Annotated in this window: 14 protein-coding genes; 7 read left to right on the top strand and 7 right to left on the bottom strand. The window is 56.4% G+C overall.

The window, feature by feature from the left end; all coding sequences use genetic code 11:
* Positions 1–217 precede the first annotated feature (217 nt).
* On the top strand, positions 218–1,507 hold the full coding sequence (locus KQI26_RS14090) for a PepSY1/2 domain-containing protein (protein WP_216504904.1): 1,290 nt from the start codon (positions 218–220) through the stop codon (positions 1,505–1,507).
* Between the two features lie 14 nt (positions 1,508–1,521).
* Here KQI26_RS14090 and KQI26_RS14095 read toward each other — a convergent pair whose 3' ends face one another.
* A complete protein-coding gene (locus KQI26_RS14095) occupies positions 1,522–2,076 on the bottom strand; it encodes a flavodoxin family protein (protein WP_216504905.1) in 555 nt (184 codons plus the stop codon).
* 322 nt (positions 2,077–2,398) lie between these two features.
* Here KQI26_RS14095 and KQI26_RS14100 point away from each other — a divergent pair, with 322 nt between their 5' ends.
* The 5 genes from KQI26_RS14100 (at position 2,399) to nadE (ending at position 11,142) form a co-directional block, all read left to right on the top strand.
* Positions 2,399–3,670 carry an adenylosuccinate synthase gene (locus KQI26_RS14100; protein WP_216504906.1) on the top strand — a complete coding sequence of 424 codons (1,272 nt, stop codon included), beginning with the start codon at positions 2,399–2,401 and terminating at the stop codon, positions 3,668–3,670.
* 131 nt (positions 3,671–3,801) lie between these two features.
* On the top strand, positions 3,802–5,211 hold the full coding sequence (purF, locus tag KQI26_RS14105; protein WP_216504907.1) for an amidophosphoribosyltransferase: 1,410 nt from the start codon (positions 3,802–3,804) through the stop codon (positions 5,209–5,211).
* 21 nt (positions 5,212–5,232) lie between these two features.
* Complete coding sequence (locus tag KQI26_RS14110; RefSeq protein WP_216504908.1) at positions 5,233–6,312, top strand: carbamoyl phosphate synthase small subunit; 1,080 nt, start codon at positions 5,233–5,235, stop codon at positions 6,310–6,312.
* Positions 6,312–10,352, top strand: coding sequence for a carbamoyl-phosphate synthase large subunit (gene carB, locus KQI26_RS14115; protein ID WP_216504909.1), 4,041 nt, complete (start codon positions 6,312–6,314; stop codon positions 10,350–10,352). The genes KQI26_RS14110 and carB overlap by 1 nt, the downstream gene beginning before the upstream one ends.
* Before the next feature lie 58 nt (positions 10,353–10,410).
* Positions 10,411–11,142, top strand: a complete 732-nt coding sequence (nadE, locus tag KQI26_RS14120) for an NAD(+) synthase (protein ID WP_216504910.1) — start codon at positions 10,411–10,413, stop codon at positions 11,140–11,142.
* A gap of 53 nt (positions 11,143–11,195) precedes the next feature.
* Here nadE and KQI26_RS14125 read toward each other — a convergent pair whose 3' ends face one another.
* From KQI26_RS14125 to KQI26_RS14150, 6 genes are all read right to left on the bottom strand, one after another.
* A complete protein-coding gene (locus KQI26_RS14125) occupies positions 11,196–12,308 on the bottom strand; it encodes a Coenzyme F420 hydrogenase/dehydrogenase, beta subunit C-terminal domain (RefSeq protein WP_216504911.1) in 1,113 nt (370 codons plus the stop codon).
* Positions 12,309–12,312: 4 nt separating this feature from the next.
* The gene (locus KQI26_RS14130; RefSeq protein ID WP_216504912.1) at positions 12,313–12,840 is read right to left on the bottom strand and encodes a flavodoxin family protein; all 528 of its coding nucleotides are present in this window, start codon (positions 12,838–12,840) and stop codon (positions 12,313–12,315) included.
* 325 nt (positions 12,841–13,165) lie between these two features.
* Complete coding sequence (locus KQI26_RS14135) at positions 13,166–14,284, bottom strand: PepSY domain-containing protein (protein WP_216504913.1); 1,119 nt, start codon at positions 14,282–14,284, stop codon at positions 13,166–13,168.
* Positions 14,285–14,428: 144 nt separating this feature from the next.
* Positions 14,429–15,796 (bottom strand): MATE family efflux transporter, encoded by a 1,368-nt coding sequence (locus tag KQI26_RS14140; protein ID WP_253292878.1) that lies wholly within the window; start codon positions 15,794–15,796, stop codon positions 14,429–14,431.
* A 79-nt stretch (positions 15,797–15,875) separates the two neighbouring features.
* Entirely contained in the window at positions 15,876–16,328 is a 453-nt protein-coding gene (locus KQI26_RS14145) for an N-acetyltransferase (RefSeq protein ID WP_118428821.1), read from the bottom strand.
* A 69-nt stretch (positions 16,329–16,397) separates the two neighbouring features.
* Entirely contained in the window at positions 16,398–17,063 is a 666-nt protein-coding gene (locus KQI26_RS14150) for a hypothetical protein (RefSeq protein WP_216504914.1), read from the bottom strand.
* A 303-nt stretch (positions 17,064–17,366) separates the two neighbouring features.
* Here KQI26_RS14150 and KQI26_RS14155 point away from each other — a divergent pair.
* Positions 17,367–17,692 (top strand): helix-turn-helix domain-containing protein (locus KQI26_RS14155; RefSeq protein ID WP_216504915.1); only part of this gene is annotated, 326 nt, incomplete at its 3' end.

Consider the following 17,692-nt stretch of genomic DNA (forward strand, 5'->3'; position numbering starts at 1 on the left):
GGACGACTTTGCAAAGCAGCTTGCCGTCCACAACCGCCGCTCCAACAACTTGCCCATGAGACCCCTCCGCTGGATGGCTCCCGCTGAGGTCACTGTCCAATATGTTTGACAAACCTACATTTGGGGATTTTACCGGGATAATTCCTCCATTTTTACAAAAGATATAAGCATCTTTCCAGTATCTTTTTTGAATCTGCCGTGAAGGGAGCCTATTGCCATGTATGAGACCATCCGCGCAAAGCGCATGATCAGCTTTTTGCTCTGCGTCAGTCTGCTTTCTCTGACTGCCGCTTTTTTCTTCCGCTTCCGCTGGGAGCAGGCCCAGCGCCGTGAGGTGCAGCTGCGCCAGCAGGCCTATTCCCAGCTGGTCAGCAGCGTCTCCTCTCTGGAAACCGCCTTGCAGAAGGCCCGCTGCTCCGGCACCGCTTCCATGCTCTCCCAGATGTCGGCCCAGATCTGGCGGGAGGCCGCCTCGGCTTCCCAGGCCCTCTCTTCCCTGCCTCCGGAGACAGAAGGGCTGCAGCAGGTGCAGAAATTCATCAACCAGGCGGGAGAATATGCCTACACCCTCATCGGCCGGAAGGCTTCCCTGACAGAGCAGGAATATGACACCCTCTCCGATCTCCACCAGGCCGCCGACCGGCTCTCCCTGGAGCTTCTGTCCACCCAGGCCGCCCTGGGGGAAAATCTGCATTTTCCCCAGCAAGCCGTATCCGCCGGGGACTTTGACACCGATACCCCGGAACAGGCGGACTACCCCTCCCTCACCTATGACGGCCCCTTCTCCGATCATCTGGATCAGCTGGAGCCGCTGGCCCTCCAGTCTTTGCCCACCTTGTCCCCGGAAGAGGCCCTCACCCAGGGCGCAGCCTTCTGCGGCCTTTCCCAGGATGCCCTCACCGTCACCGGAGAAACAGAAGGAGACATCCCCTGTTACCGTCTGGAAGGGGGAAACATCTCCTTGCTGCTGACAAAGCAAGGCGGCCGGGCTCTGCTGCTCACCGATGGCCGGGAGCTCACCGCCCCCACCCTGTCTCCCCAGAAAGGAGCGGAGATCGCCCAGGAATTCCTCCGCAGCCGGGGCTATACCAATATGTGCCGCAGCTATTATGAGACAAACCAAGGGACTGTGACGGTGAACTTTGCGCCGGTGGAAGAAGGACGGCTGCTTTACCCCGACCTGATCAAAGTAACGGTGGCCTTGGACAATGGCAGCATCCTGGGTTTTGAAAGCCGGGGGTATGTGATGAACCACCGGGTGCGGGAATTCACCCCTTCCGGCCTGTCCATTGAAAAAGCCGAAACCCTGCTCTCCCCTCTGCTCACCGTCAAACGCAGGGGCCAGGCCATCATCCCTTCGGCGGGAGCCAAGGAGATGGATTGCTACGAATTTCTTTGCTCTACCCCCGATGGGGCAGAGTGTCTGGTCTATCTCAACACCCAGACAGGAGAAGAGGAAAACATCCTGCTTCTTCTCACCGGAGAAAACGGCGTCCTCACTGCCTGATTCTTTCCCGGCTGCTATGCAAACAGAGTGTTAAACTCCCGGGCCGCCGCCACAGCCTGCCGGAGAGCCTCCTCATCCTCTCCGGCAGGAAGGTGGTCGGTGCCGATGCTGGCCACCTGACGGATCTCCCCGGCCCCCATCTCTCGCAGGATGATCCGGGATGTGCGAAAAGCACAGGAAGGATCTTTGGTGCTGCCGCCTCCTGTGAGCAGCACCAGTCCGCCTTTGGTCTGTTCCCATCCGCTTCCCTGGTTTCGCCGGGCCATATACAGAGCCTGGAACCGGCTGCACAGAGCAAGTAGCGGGCCGGTGAGGGTGGAAAAATAAAGGGGAGAGGCCAACACCAGCACCTGGGCCTTTTCCACCTTCTCGTAAATCCCCTGCATTCCGTCGTTTATGACGCATCCTCCGCCCCCGGCGCAGCGGCGGCAGTCAACGCAGGGGGACAGAGTCGATCTATAAGCGTCGATCTGTTCCACCTGTCCCTGGATTTCCCGGCAAAAGGCCTGTATCAATGCGCTGGTGTCCCCTGCTCTCCGGGGAGAACCGTTGAAAATCAATGTATACACCCTGCATCCGTCCTCTCTCGCCCGCAGGCATCTGTTTGCTTTTCAGTATACCAGCCTCTTCCTCTTCCCGCAATTCTCTTCCTCTCTGGTCAATCTGCTTTTTTTCCTCCATCTTTTTTCTTCCAGGTACATCAAAGTGACAAAAGTCCATGGAATATCTGGGAAAAAAAGCAAAATCCCTTGACGGGTACTTTAGCCTACTATATAATTTATAAAATGAACAAAGGCGTTCATTAAAGGGGAAAAGAAGAGTGCTTTTGTCCTTTAATGGACGCCTGCTTTTTGCAGCCAGATCATTTCGGAATATCGGGAGGAAACTGTTATGCTTACTGCGATCACCGGCATCAACTGGGGCGATGAGGGCAAGGGCCGCATGGTGGACCTTTTGTCGGAAAACTATGATATCGTCGTCCGCTATCAGGGGGGCAACAACGCCGGCCACACCGTGGTCAATCCCCTGGGCAAATTCATTTTGAACCTGCTGCCTTCGGGCATTCTGCGACCGGAAGTGGTCAATGTGATGGGCAACGGCATGGTCATTGACCTGGAGCATCTGATGGGCGAAATCAAAAATCTCCAGGACGCCGGGGTGCCTGTCTCCCCCAAAAACCTGAAGATCAGCGACAAGGCTGTCATCTGCCTGCCTTATCACAAAATGCTGGACAACCTGGAAGAGGACCGGCTGGGCGACGCCAAGTTCGGCTCCACCCGCCGGGGCATCGCTCCGGTCTATGGGGACAAGTACATGAAGCGGGCGCTGCGCATGGGCGATCTGCTCCATCCCGCCGCCATGGAAAAGCGGCTGGCAAGCGCTGTGGAATGGAAAAACCTGCTGGTGGAAGGAGGCTATCACGCCGAACCTATCACCGTGGAGAGCGTGATGAATTGGCTGCACACCTACGGCGATCCTCTGAAGGAGTTCGTCTGTGACACCAGCGTCTACCTGGATCAGGCGGAAAAGGCCGGCAAGAAGATCCTGTTTGAGGCTCAGCTGGGCGCTTTGCGGGACATCGACTTCGGCATCTATCCCTACACCTCTTCTTCTTCCACCATCGCCGCCTACGCCCCCATCGGCGCAGGTATCCCCAACCACAAGCTGAGCAAGAGCATCGGCATTATGAAGGCCTATTCCTCCTGCGTGGGCGAAGGCCCCTTCACAGTGGAGCTGTTCGGCGAAGAAGCCGACCGTCTGCGGGAAGCTGGCGGCGAATACGGCGCAGCCACAGGCCGGCCCCGTCGGGTAGGTCCCTTTGACTGCGTGGCCTCCCGCTATGGCGTTCGGATGCAGGGCGCCGATGAGATCGCCCTGACCAAACTGGATGTGCTGTCCTATCTGGACAAGATTCCCGTGTGCGTGGGCTATCAGGTGGGCGACAAGCGCACCGACAACTTCCCCACCGGCGAGGACCTGGAAAACGCCAAGCCCATCTACGACTACCTGCCTGGCTGGAAGTGCGACATTTCCCGCTGCCGCCGTGTGCAGGATCTGCCCAAGGCTGCCCTGGACTACATCCACTATCTGGAGAAGGCCGTGGGCTGCCGCATCACCTATGTTTCTGTAGGGGCCGAGCGGGATCAGTACCTGGTTATGTAAAAATGCGGCTTTGCCGCCTGCCCGATTCGGGCCCCGGAACATTCTGCCGGGGCCCGGCTCCTGTCCGGTCCTTTTTCCAAAGGGCCGGCTTTTCAAAGAGTCTGTTTATTCCAAATGATGGAGGATCACCAATGCTGGGAGAGAAATTACACGAAGAATGCGGCGTGTTCGGGGTGCACATCAACACCCAGGAAGCCGCCGGCATCACTTACAACGCCCTGTCGGCTTTGCAGCACCGGGGCCAGGAAGGGGCCGGCATCGCCGTGCTTTCCAAAAACGCCATTTTGTGCCACAAAGATGTAGGGCTTGTCAGCGAAGTATTCAACGGCGACACTTTGAAGAAGCTGCCCGCCTCCGGCATCGGCATCGGCCATGTGCGCTATTCCACCACCGGTGGCAATATCTGTGCCAATGTACAGCCGGTGGTCACCGAATTCCTTCGGGGCCGCATCGCCATCGCCCACAACGGCAACATCGTCAACGCCGGTGAACTGAAAGAGCTCCTCTCCCAGTACGGCTGCGCCTTTTCCGCCACCTCGGACAGCGAGGTCATTTCGGCTTTGATCGCCTATGAGATCATCCGCAATGGCAACCTCCAGGTGGCCGTGACCGCAGCGGCCCGTCAGCTGAGAGGAGCTTTTTCTTTGATTGTCCTCTCTTCGGACGGCACTATGATCGCCGTGCGGGATGGCTGGGGCTTCCGCCCCCTGTGCCTGGGCGAAAACGACCATGGCCACGCCATCGCCTCGGAAAGCTGTGCCTTGGATAGCGCCGGTTTCCGCTTCATCCGGGATATCGAGCCGGGTGAAATGGTGATCATCGACCCCAACGGCAATCTGACGGCCTGCGAGATCCTGGAAAAGGACAACAAAGGCCTGTGTATTTTTGAATATGTGTATTTTGCCCGCCCCGACTCGGTGATCGACGGGCTCAGCGTTTACGAAGCCCGGTACAACATGGGCATCCAGCTGGCCCGGGAATATCCGGTGGAAGCCGATCTGGTATGCGGCGTGCCTGACAGCGGTCTGGAAGCTGCCATGGGCTATTCCAAGGAAAGCGGCCTGGCCTATATCCCCTGTTTTGTGAAAAACCGGTATATCGGCCGCAGCTTCATCTTCCCCTCCCAGTCCCAGCGGGATGCCGCCGTGCGGCTGAAGCTCAACCCGGTGCGGGCCAATTTGGAAGGCAAGCGCATCGTTCTGGTGGACGATTCCATCGTCCGGGGCACCACCAGCGCCAAAATCGTGCGGATGCTCAAGCAGGCCGGGGCCAAAGAAGTGCATATGCGCATTTCCGCTCCCCCCTTCACCCATTCCTGCCATTTCGGCACCGACATTGACAGCGAAGAAAACCTGATTGCCAACAAAATGTCCATCCCGGAGATCTGCCAGCACATCGGCGCCGACAGCCTGGGCTATATCAGCATCAAGGGCCTGAAAGAGGCCTGCCATACCAGCCGGGCCCGCTTCTGTACCGGCTGCTTCTCCGGCGAATATCCCATCGATGTGGGACAGGATCATCATAAAAACCAATTTGAATAATCGGAAAAGGAGGGAATTTATATGGATCAAAAAGCCTATCTGGTTCTTCAGGACGGCACGGTGATGGAGGGCAAGGCCTTCGGCGCCATGGACAGCACCTGCGGCGAAACCGTGTTCACCACCGGCATGACCGGTTATCTGGAGACTCTCACCGATCCCAGCTATTACGGCCAGATCGTGGTACAGACCTTTCCCCTGGTGGGAAATTACGGGGTGATTCCCCCGGATTTTGAAAGCGGCAAAGTGCAGGTCAAAGGCTATATCGTGCGGGAATGGTGCCGCGAGCCCTCCAACTTCCGTTGCCAGGGCGATCTGGATGCCTTTTTGCAGAAAAGCGGTATTCCCGGCATCTACGGCATCGACACCCGCCGGCTGACTAAGCTGATTCGCCGTCATGGCGTGATGAACGGCAAGATCACCCAGGATATCTCCGATCTTCCCGGTATTCTGGAGGAACTGCGGGGATACACCATCCAGAATGCGGTGGAAAGCGTCACCTGCCAAAGCCCCCGCACCGATGCCCCGGAGGAGCCCCGGTTCCGGGTGGTGCTCATGGACTTCGGCGCCAAGGAGAACATCCGCTGCAGCCTGGTAAAAAGAGGCTGCGAGGTTCTCACCCTCCCGGCCCACACCCCGGCGGAGGAAGTGCTCTCCTATTCCCCTGACGGCATTATGCTCTCCAACGGCCCCGGCGACCCGGCGGAAAACACCCAGATCATCCATGAGATCGGCAAACTCTATCAATCGGGCGTGCCCATTTTCGGCATCTGCCTGGGTCATCAGCTGCTGGCCCTGTCCCAGGGCGGCAAAACTGTCAAACTGAAATACGGCCACCGGGGTGCAAACCAGCCGGTGCGGGACATTTCCACCGGCCGGGTTTATATCACCAGCCAGAACCACGGCTATGCTGTGGACAGCGACGCTCTGCCCTCTCATGCTCAGGTGAGCATGGTCAATGCCAACGACGGCACCTGTGAAGGCATCGCCTATGAAAACGCCCCGGTATTCACCGTCCAGTTCCATCCGGAAGCCTGCGGCGGCCCTCTGGATACCCAATTTCTCTTTGACCAATTTATCAAACGGATGGAGGAGATGCGATAATGCCCAGAAATCCCGATATCAAAAAAGTGCTGGTCATCGGCTCGGGCCCCATTGTCATCGGTCAGGCCGCCGAGTTTGACTACGCCGGCACCCAGGCCTGCCGGGCTTTGAAGGAAGAAGGGCTGGAGGTCATGCTCATCAACTCCAACCCGGCCACCATCATGACCGACGGTGTCATGGCCGACGAGATCTACATCGAACCGCTGACCCTGGACACCGTCAAGCGGATCATCGAAAAGGAAAAGCCCGACAGCCTGCTGTCCACCCTGGGGGGACAGACCGGCCTGAACCTGTCCATGGAACTGGCCAAAGACGGCTTCCTGGCGGCCCACAATGTGAAGCTGCTGGGGGCCAATCCGGAGACCATCGACAAAGCCGAAGACCGGCAGGTGTTCAAAGACACCATGGAGAGCATCGGCCAGCCGGTGATCCCCTCCAAGGTGGTCACCGATCTGACAGGCGCTTTGTCTTTTGCCAAGGAGATCGGCTATCCTGTCATCGTCCGTCCCGCCTTCACCCTGGGCGGCAGCGGCGGCGGCATCGCCCAGAACGAAGAGGAACTGCGGCACATCGCCGCCACCGGTCTGCGTCTGTCTCCCATCACCCAGGTGCTCATTGAGAAGTGCATCTCCGGGTGGAAAGAAATCGAGTTTGAAGTGATGCGGGACAGCAAAGGCAATGTAATTACCGTCTGCTCCATGGAAAACTTCGATCCGGTGGGCGTTCACACCGGCGACAGCATCGTCATCGCCCCGGCAGTGACCCTCTCCGACAAAGAATACCAGATGCTCCGTTCGGCGGCCCTCAACATCATCACCGCCATGGGCATCGAAGGCGGCTGCAACTGCCAGTTCGCCCTGAATCCGGACAGCTTTGAATATGCCGTCATCGAGGTCAATCCCCGCGTGTCCCGTTCCTCCGCCCTGGCCTCCAAGGCCACCGGCTATCCCATCGCCAAGGTGGCCGCCCTCATCGCCATCGGCTACACCCTGGACGAAATCACAAACGCCGTCACCGGCAAAACCTGTGCCTGCTTTGAACCCACACTGGACTATGTGGCCGTCAAGCTTCCCAAATGGCCCTTTGACAAATTCGTCTATGCCAAGCGTCTTCTGGGCACCCAGATGAAGGCCACCGGCGAAGTGATGGCCATTGCCCAGAACTTCGAAAGCGCCATCCACAAGGCGGTGCGTGGTGCAGAGATCGGCCTTTCCAGCCTGACCCTGCCCAAACTGCAAAAGCTCACCGACGAGGAACTGCGGGCCCAGATCAGCGTGTGTGATGATGAGCGCCTGTTCGTCATCTATGAAGCCCTGAAGCGGGATTTCGCCCCTGAGGAAATCCACGACATCACCAAAATCGACCTGTGGTTTTTGCATAAACTCCAGAATATCGCCCGGTATGAAAACGCCATCTGCGGCGCTCCTCTCACAGAGGAACAGTACCGGGAGGGCAAGCGTCTGGGCTTCCCGGACAAGGTGCTGGAGAGCATCTCCGGCTCCAAACTACCCTGCCATCTGTCGGCCTCCTTCAAAATGGTGGATACCTGCGGCGCCGAGTTTGACGCCGAGACCCCCTATTTCTATTCCTGCTGCGATGAGGAAAACGAGGCAGCCGAATTCATTGCAGAACACCAGAGCGGTAAGGAGACGGTGATCGTCTTCGGCTCCGGCCCCATCCGCATCGGCCAGGGCATCGAATTTGACTACGCTTCGGTCCACTGTGTCCGCTCCCTGAAAAAAGCCGGTTACGATGTGGTCATTGTCAACAACAATCCGGAAACGGTGTCCACCGACTTTGACACCAGCGACCGTCTGTATTTTGAACCCCTCACCCCGGAAGATGTGATGAACATCATCGAAACCGAAAAGCCGGTGGGTGTTGTGGTGGCCTTCGGCGGCCAGACCGCCATCAAGCTGACTAACTTCCTGGAGAGCCAGGGCGTGCGCATCCTGGGCACCCCGGCGGACAGCATCGATATGGCGGAAGACCGGGAGCGGTTTGACGCATTGCTGGAAAACCTGCACATCAGCCGTCCCAAGGGCCTGACTGTTATGACAAAGGACGAAGCCCTGAACGCCGCCCGCAGCCTGGGCTATCCGGTGCTCATGCGGCCTTCCTATGTTCTGGGCGGACAGAATATGATCATCGCCTTCAGCGATGAGGACATCGAAGAATACATGGGCATCATTCTGTCCCACAAGATCGAAAACCCGGTGCTCATCGACAAATACCTTATGGGCATCGAGCTGGAAGTGGACGCCATCTGCGATGGTGAGGATGTGCTCATCCCCGGCATCATGGAACACATCGAGCGGGCCGGTGTGCACTCCGGCGACTCCATCGCCGTCTACCCCGCCTGGAACCTGAATGGTCTGCAGGTGGAAAAGATCATCTCCTACACCCGGGATCTGGCCCTGTCCATGAATACACGAGGACTGGTGAATATCCAGTATCTGATCCACGAAGGGGAGATCTATGTCATCGAGGTCAATCCCCGTTCTTCCCGTACCATCCCCTATATCAGCAAGGTCACCGGCGTGCCTATGGTGGATCTGGCCACCCGGGCCATGCTGGGTGAAAAACTCAGCGATATGGGCTATGGCACAGGCCTGTATCCCCCACCCCCCTATGTGGCGGTAAAGGTGCCGGTGTTCAGCTTTGAAAAGCTCACCGATGTGGATGTGCAGCTGGGGCCGGAAATGAAGTCCACCGGCGAAGTGCTGGGCATTGGCAAGACCCTAGAAGAGGCCTTGTACAAAGGCCTGATCGGCGCCGGTTACCGGATGGAGCGCATTGGCGGAGTGCTGCTGACGGTGTGCGACACCGACAAGCACGAAGTGGCCGCCCTGGCCCGGAAGTTTGATTCCCTGGGCTTTGAACTTTACGCCACCCAGGGCACAGCCCGGGTGCTGGAAGAAGCCGGACTTTCCGCCCATGTGGTGAGCAAGATCCATGAATCGGATGAAAACACCGCAACACTGCTGGAAAGCGGCCGGATCAGTTATATCCTCTCCACCTCCTCCAAGGGCCGCCTGCCCTGGCTGGACAGCGTGAAGATCCGCCGGAAAGCGGTAGAGCTGGGCATCCCCTGCCTCACCTCCATGGACACGGCTTCTGCCCTGGCCGACAGCCTGCGCAGCCGCTATGGTCAGCACAACACCGGCCTTGTGGATCTGAATCATATGCGCAAAGAGCGTGTTCCCCTCCGCTTTACCAAGATGCAGGGGGCGGGCAATGACTATATCTATTTCAACTGCTTTGACCATCAGGTAGGAAGTCCGGAAAGTCTGGCCGTGCTCCTTTCCGACCGGCACTTCGGCATCGGCGGCGACGGTGTGGTGCTCATCTGCCCCTCTCAGAAAGCTGACGCCCAGATGCGGATGTTCAACCTGGACGGCAGCGAAGGAAAAATGTGCGGCAATGCCATCCGCTGCGTGGGCAAATACCTGTATGAAGAAGGCATTGTGAAAAAGCAGGACATGACCATTGAAACCCTCAGCGGCATCCGCACCCTGCATCTGTATGTGCAAAGCGGCACAGTCACTTCGGTGACGGTGGACATGGGCAAGGCCATCCTGAACCCTGACCAGATCCCGGTGAATCTGCCGGGTGTGGACGCTGTGGGCCGCACCATCACCGTGGGTGATAAAGAGTATGAAGTCACCTGTCTCTCCATGGGCAATCCCCACTGCGTGGTGTTCTGCAACAATCTGGACAATCTCCCCCTCTCGGAAATTGGTCCCCTCTTTGAACACCATCCTCTCTTCCCTCAGGGAGTCAACACCGAGTTTGTCCGGGTGCTGGACCGCACCACCATCCAGATGCGGGTGTGGGAACGGGGCAGCGGCGAAACCTTCGCATGCGGCACTGGAGCCTGCGCCGCGGCAGTGGCCAGCGTACTGCGAGGCCACTGTCTGGAAAACAAGGACATCACCGTCAAGCTGTTGGGCGGCGAGCTGATGATCCGCTATACTCCTCAAGCGGTCTTTATGACCGGCAAGGCCCAGCGGGTCTTTGAAGGAACCATTGAGATCTGATACAAAGCTGCCTTCTCCGGCTTTGGCCGGAGAAGGCTCTAAAAAAGGACGGAGTCACATGAGAGATTACGCACAAGAACTAAAAAAGCGAGTGGCCTTTATCCAATTTGCCCTGAAGGATGCCCATTGCCAGGGCATCGTCTATGGCAACAGCGGCGGCAAAGACAGCGCCCTGGTGGGCATTCTGTGCAAACTGGCCTGTGAAAACACACTGGGCGTAGCCATGCCCTGCCAGTCCTCCCGGAATTTCGGTGAGGACATGGTGGATGCTCTGGCCGTGGCCGAGCAGTTCCATATCGAGACGGTGACGGTAGACCTCACCGAAGTGAAGCAAGCCATCTGCCGCCAGATCGAAGGGGTGGAAACACTGAGCAAGCCCTCTCTGGGCAACATCGCTCCCCGCTTGCGGATGACCACTCTGTATGCCATTGCCCAGACCCGGGGCGCTTTGGTGGCAGGCACCGGCAACAAATGCGAGCGGTACATGGGCTACTTCACCAAATGGGGCGATGGCGCCTGCGACTTCAACCCCATTTCCGACCTGACGGTCACCGAGATCTACGAATTCCTGGCCTATTTGCAGGCCCCGGAAAACATCATCAAAAAAGCTCCCTCCGCCGGTCTTTTTGAAGGCCAGACCGATGAGGATGAAATGGGCGTCACCTATGACGAAATCGAGTCCTACATGGCCACCGGTTCCTGCGGCAACGATCACGACCAGATCATCCAGCGGGCCCACCGGGTCACCGAGCACAAACGGCGTATGCCCCTGATTTATACCGAAGATTAACAAAACAGCACAAAAGCCGCAGGATTTCTCCCGCGGCTTTTCTTTTGTTCTCTTTACTTTTTCTCTGGAAATGCCCAAGAAAGAGCCTTTTCTAGACCTTCTTCCCTCAGGATATGCCAGAATTCCTGCCGGTTTTCCGGCAGCTGTACCGGCCCTTGCAGGCGGCCTTGCTGGGAGAGAGCCTCTTCCGCAGACCTTTGTTCCAGCATCAGATCTCCGGCGCACTCTTTCAGCAGCCGCTCCCCTTTGGGAGTGGACACCAGAATCAAACTGACTCCCCGGCTGTCATAGGCCCGGGGGGCAAACTTTTCGATGCCCCAGTAATCGGCAATGGTCACATCGGTACACCGATGTGGTTGCGGATAGGGACAGTTTCCGCAGCTGGGCCGGATGATGGAACGGTTCTCGAAAAACATCTGATAAAACCGTGGGTCCTCCCCTCGCACCGGCATGGTGCTGGTTTGGTACTGGAAGATCTTATTGCTTCCCACCCGGCTCCAGCCCAATGCTTTGGAGCGGAAGGAGACCCATTTCAGCTTTCCTCCCCGCTCCTGCTCCAGCAGCTTTTTATAGGCTTCCCAGGCCCCAGGACTGGGGATGCCATAACAGATCACATCGCAGCACACCAGCTCGTCCTTCTCCCCCAGTGCCCCCAGGCTGGCCCGCAGGCCGGCATTCTGACAGGGCGTGCCGGTGAAAAGCACGGGGCGTCCCTCCAGCAAATCGGCCTTAATCTGAGAGAAGGTATCCCCCAGGCGGCTTTGCACATATTTGGACACCCGCATGGGGTCCCGTTCTTCCGGAGTCACGGCCCGGGCATGGCGCACCTGAAGGTTTTCGTCCAGCACCGCTCCATAAACTGCCCCACCCCGTCGAAGCATGGCGTCCGACAGGGCGGTAAACGCCCCGCCAGAGGTGGAAAGGGACAGCACCCTGGCATCTTTGTGCTTGGCCAGATAAAAGATTGGCTCTGATCCTACCCCTTTTCCCTCAGGGAAAGGGCAGATCTTTTGACACAGGCCGCAGTCCCGGCACAGTTCCTTCCGTATCACCGGATAAAGAAAGCCTTCCTCATCGGGCTCCATCTCAATGGCTCCATAGGGACAAGCGGACTTGCAGGCGCCACAGCCGCAGCACAGTGCTTTTTCTTTGTAAACCTGGTCCATCCCCTTACAAGCTCCTGGCCAGCTGGCACACTTTCTCCAGATCGGCGCTTTGGGCCATATCCCCCTTCTGCTTCATACCGGGGATGGTGACAATGCCCTTGTCCTCCCATTTCAAATAGGAACAGATGGCTTTATACTGGCTGATGGCCGCATCATATACGCCAGGAGAGCCGGAATCCAGCAGCAGCGCCGCCTGATTGTGATGGAATCCCTTTTTTCCCCGGGCATAGAGCCGGTCGATAAAGCATTTCAGCTGGGCACTCACATCAAACCAGTAGATAGGCGAAGCCAGCACCAGCAAATCGGCCTGGTCCACCTTCTCCAGCAGCTGGGCCATGTCGTCCTTCTGGACACATTGCCCGTCGTGGCCAAAGCAATACTGACACCCCAGACAAGGGGCGATTTTCTTTCCGCTCAGGCTGACCAGTTCTGCCTGATGGCCCTTTTTCACCACTTCCTCCCGGAAGGTCTCCGCCATGATGTCGGTGTTTCCCCCTTTGCGAGGGCTTCCGCTGACGATCAAAATGTTCATATCCGCTTCCATCCTTTCTTTTGTTTGATTTTAGGATACACCCGGAATAAACCGCTGTCAACAAAGCGCCGGAATGCTTCCAAAGGATTCTTCGCCCTGTTTTATCCAACTGATTTCGGCAAAGAAGGGAGACCGTTTGCCCTACCCTTATTGATTCGCAAAAAGCCGCGACCTGTGCGTGGATTTTTGCATTTTTCAAGGAGCAAGTGTGCGCCAAAGCATGCACCCAGGCCCTTGCAGAAATTCGAAAAAGTGGCCTGAGCTACTTTTTCGGCATAGGAAAGCCCGCCGAATGCTTCGGCGGGCTTTTGAGGATACAATCTAATTATTCTTCGTGGATCAGGCCGCCCAAGGGCTGACCGGTATAGGCGTCGATGTACACCTCATAGCTACCAGGAGTTTCGTCTTCATGGATGAACACCACACTCCACACGGCCCGGGTCAAATGGGTCTCCGGATCGTAGCTGTAGCCTCCCTCTTTGGGAGTAAAGATGAAGTTGGGCTCCACAATGGCATACTCAGCAGCTTGGAATACAGCACCGGAAATGCCGCCCTCTTTCAGGCTCTCTTCTGCGGCCTTCACGGCTTCTTCCTGAGAAATGGGCTTCTGATCGCTTCCCACCTGGATGAGCATCAGATCCAGACAATCGGCAGAGATCATCTCACCATCTTCTGCGGAGATAACCACCTGCACAGTCTGGCCCTGGGAGCGTAGTTTGGGCAGGTTCTTCAGCCGGGCCACCCGCTGATAGGTGACCACCCACTGGCCCTCCTCCTGTGTGACACCGCTCATCTCATAGCCGGTGGAGAAAGGCAAGCCCCAGTTATAATAGGCATTGGCCCGCTCCACCGCTTCTGTGGCCGTTTCGATGGGCGCATTGGCTTCCGAATCGGCGGTATAGAACCGGCTGACCCGGGTGACACTTTCATCCTTGCTGCGGTAAGTCACATTGCCCATAGGGGTCTCCACAACCCGCAGCTTCCAGCCCCGTTCCGGATCGCTAGTGGTGTACACTTCCATGTCCGCCACATCGGGTTCCTGGAAGAGTCCCTGTTCCAATGCGCTCTCATAGGTGATATGGGCCTGCTTTCCATCGTCACCCAGGAAAGGAGTGCCGTCTGCATTGGTCTTGCGGCCAAAGCACTTCACCTGGAACTCGATATCCCCCAAAATCAGCTTGGTCCGTTCTTTCAGTTGTTCATCGGTCATAGGTTCATCCACCGCAGTGACCCATTTCAGGCTGTCGGCCTGTTCGGCCAGATCGGGGTCCAGCATCTCCGCCAAGCGGTTTTTCTCCTGATTCATGCCATAGGCATAGCAGAAATAGCAGGCACCGCCCCATACAGTCAGAGATACCAGAACAATCACCAGCCCCCGGAGCCATCTTTTCTTTTTGGGCACCGCAGGCTGAGAGACGGAATTCTTTTTCTTTTTCTGAGACATTCTTACACTCCTTACGGGTTTGTCCGTTGTTTTCAAAACACTCCTCTGAGAGAGGACATATATATTTAGTATACCATAGACTCTCTCAAAAAGAAATGAGCAATTTTCCCCGAAAAGGCAGCCTATGAAGCGGTTTTCCTTTATTTATGTATGCGCCACAATGGATTTGTTCTTCCATCTTCCAGACAGGTAGTAAAGGCCGGACAGCACCACACCGGCCAGCCAGCCGATCACATAGCAATAGAACAGGTTGTCCCGGCCAAAATGATCCGCTAGGAAATAAGCCACTGGGATACGAACCAGCCACAGAGAAATCAGGGTGGAGATCATGGGCATAATGGTTTCTCCGGCCCCCCGCATCACTGCGTTCAGAATGAACATAAAGGAAAAGACCACATAAAAAGGCATGATCCGATCCAGATAAGCACAGCCAGCTGCAATCACCTGGGGATCCTGGGAAAACAGCCGCATACACACCGGCCCCAGAGGCACCAGGAAAATGGCCACCACTACATTGACGGCGGCCGCCATGGCCACAGTATACCACATTCCCCGGTTGACCCGTTCCATTTTGCCAGCACCGATGTTCTGCCCCACATAGGTGGTCACAGCGATGGCAAAGCTCTGTACCGGCATAAATCCAAAGGTATCCAGTTTATTGGCCCCCTGGAACCCGGCGATGAAAGCGGTATCATAGCGGTTGATCAGCGTTTGCAGCACCATGACTCCCACGGAAAACAGCGCCTGCTGAATGCCGGAAGGAATGCCCAGCTTCATGGCCCTGCCAAACAGATGCCGGTCAAAATCCCAATGGAAGGGGCGAATGCGAATTTCCTTGTAATGCTTGTTGATATAAAAAATACCGAACAGCCAGGAACAGAACTGAGCGATGATGGTGGCCAGGGCCACACCCATCACACCCCAGGAGAACACAATGACAAACACCAGATCCAGCACGATATTAATCACACAGGCAATGGACAGAAACAGCAGCGTGGTACGGCTGTTGCCCAATCCTTGCAAAATACCGGCATTCACATTGTACCCCAGGTTGCCCACAACCCCGGCAAAGACCACCATCACATAGGTGCGGGCCATACCATAGGCATCTTCCGGCACATTCATCATGCGCAGCAGCGGCCCTGCCAGCAAGATGCCCAGAATGGTCAGCGGCACGGCCCCCACCAGAATGGCGTTATAGATGGTGGCTACAGTTTTGCGCAGGCTTTCCTTGTCCCCCGCCCCATAAAACTGGGAGATCATCACGGTGGCGCCGGTGCCCAACCCCATGAACAAAGACACCAGCATGAAAATCACCGGAAAGCCGGTTCCCACGGCGGCCAAGGCAGCATCTCCCACAAAATTGCCCACCACAATGCTGTCCACCATGTTGTAAAGCTGCTGAAGCACATTTCCAAACAGCAGCGGCAAGGCAAACAAACAGATGAGTTTTGCCGGATTGCCCTGGGTCATATCGGTGGCCACCCTTTTTTTCTTCACTTCCCCTGTCAACGCACATCCTCTCCTTTCTCTTTTTCCCACACTTTTCTGTTTTATAAAAAGCCGCCCCAAACAGGGCGGCTTTTGTGCCTTATCGGCTTTCCGCTGGCGGGTCGATCACCATCTGACGGTAATCCAGCGGCTCAAAGCCCTTGCGGGCATAGAGACGGGCCGCCCCGCCGTTATCCGGTGTCACCTCCAGACGGAACCGGGCCGCATGGGGAAATTGTTTCCGAACAAAATCCAGCGCTTCGGTGCCCAGGCCGCATCCACGGAAATTTTCATGGAGAAACAGCTCTTCGATGAGCACCACCATGCCCCCCACTTCCGAAGAATAGGTGAAAGACAGGATCATGTATCCTGCCGTCTGGCCATCTTTTTCGATGATATACCCTTTGATGTAGGGGCTGCCCTGAAGCATCTCCTGAAAATTCTTGTGGTAAATCTCCCTGGGGATGGGATGCAGTACAGCATTGCTGCTGTAAAACTCCTGGCCCATGTCCAAATACCGTTTTTCATCCTGGGCTGTCATCTCGCGGATCAAATTATCCTCTCCTTTGAAAATCATTACAAAAGACAGTATACCAGCTTCTCACACAAAAAGCAAAGCCCCTCATTCCTCCTGCTCTGGCTGCTCCGGCAGGAACAAACCTCCTCCCAGCTGCCGCCATACCCCGGCCCCCACCAGAAAGCTGAGGGAAAAGAGCAAAATGGTCCAGCACACCTGTCTCTCTTCTTCCTGCTCGGGCGAAACCGGCTCTGCCAAGGCGCTGTCCTGGGTTTCCGTGGCTTCTTCCTCCTGGGGCCGGGATGTTTGCTCGTAGTTTTCCTCCCGGCTGCTCCACTCCAGCTTTTTTTCGGCGTATTCTCCCAAGTCTCCATCCTGCTGCGCCAGTTGCTGGAGAAGCTGCTGCTGAGAGGGGGTGGAAAACTCCAGATGCAGAAGCAAAGTGGTGCGCAGATACTCTTCCTCCTGTTCATCCAGCAGCATCTGATACAGGCGCTCATCGGTCTCTTCTCCACCTGTCTGCATCTCCCGCAGCTGGATCACCGCCGCCCGAAAGGCAGTAGAACGGCTTTTGTCCAAAATAATGGACAGAAGATCCTCATCGCTGAGCTCGTCCAGCCGGTCGATCATCGCCGCCGTCCAGGGAGTGAGCACATCTTCCTCTTCACCGTGGGGACTGTCGGCCACCACCTCATAGGCCCGCTCCATATCGGCCAGAAGTTCCTCTGGAGTCAGGGCCGTCAGCAGTTCATACACCTGATCAAAATCCATTTCCCCTTCCTGCAGCAGAAGATCGGAAGGGGCGGCCCATCCATGAATCCCCAAACACAAGGCCAGCAAAATTCCACAGCAAAAAAGTTTTTTCCTTTTCATATTGGCTCCCATCTGCATCAAGTCAGCATTTTGCGTCTTTGTCTTTTATCTTACTCAAAAAGAAAAGGGTCCGTCAAGCGAAGAGACTGTTTGTTCAAAAGAAGTTCTCATTTCCCCCAGAAAAAAGCCGCCAGGCCCTGTGAACTGCACCCCACTTGTTAGACAGTATGATATACTATCTAACAAGTGGGGTGTTTTGCTATGCCAAAAGGAGTACCAAACAAACGATATACGCCGGAATTCAAAAAACTGGTGATTGAAACCATGCAGGAAGAGAAATTGAGTTACAGCGAAACCTGTCGTAGATTTGAGGTAAACAGCAGAGATCGGATCAAATCATGGGAGCGAATCTACCTGGAAGAAGGGCCGGAAGGGTTAGCCATCGAACGGCGTGGCCGCAGCAGTAAGGGTCGTCCGCCAAAGCAGTTGCCGAAGCAGGTAGAAGAAGATCTGCTGGCAGAAGTTCAGCGGTTGCGTGCGGAGAATGACTACCTAAAAAATTTGCAAGCCTTGGTTTTGGAAGAGGA

The organism is Intestinimonas sp. MSJ-38, assembly GCF_018917925.1.
GTDB lineage: Bacteria > Bacillota > Clostridia > Oscillospirales > Butyricicoccaceae > Pseudobutyricicoccus.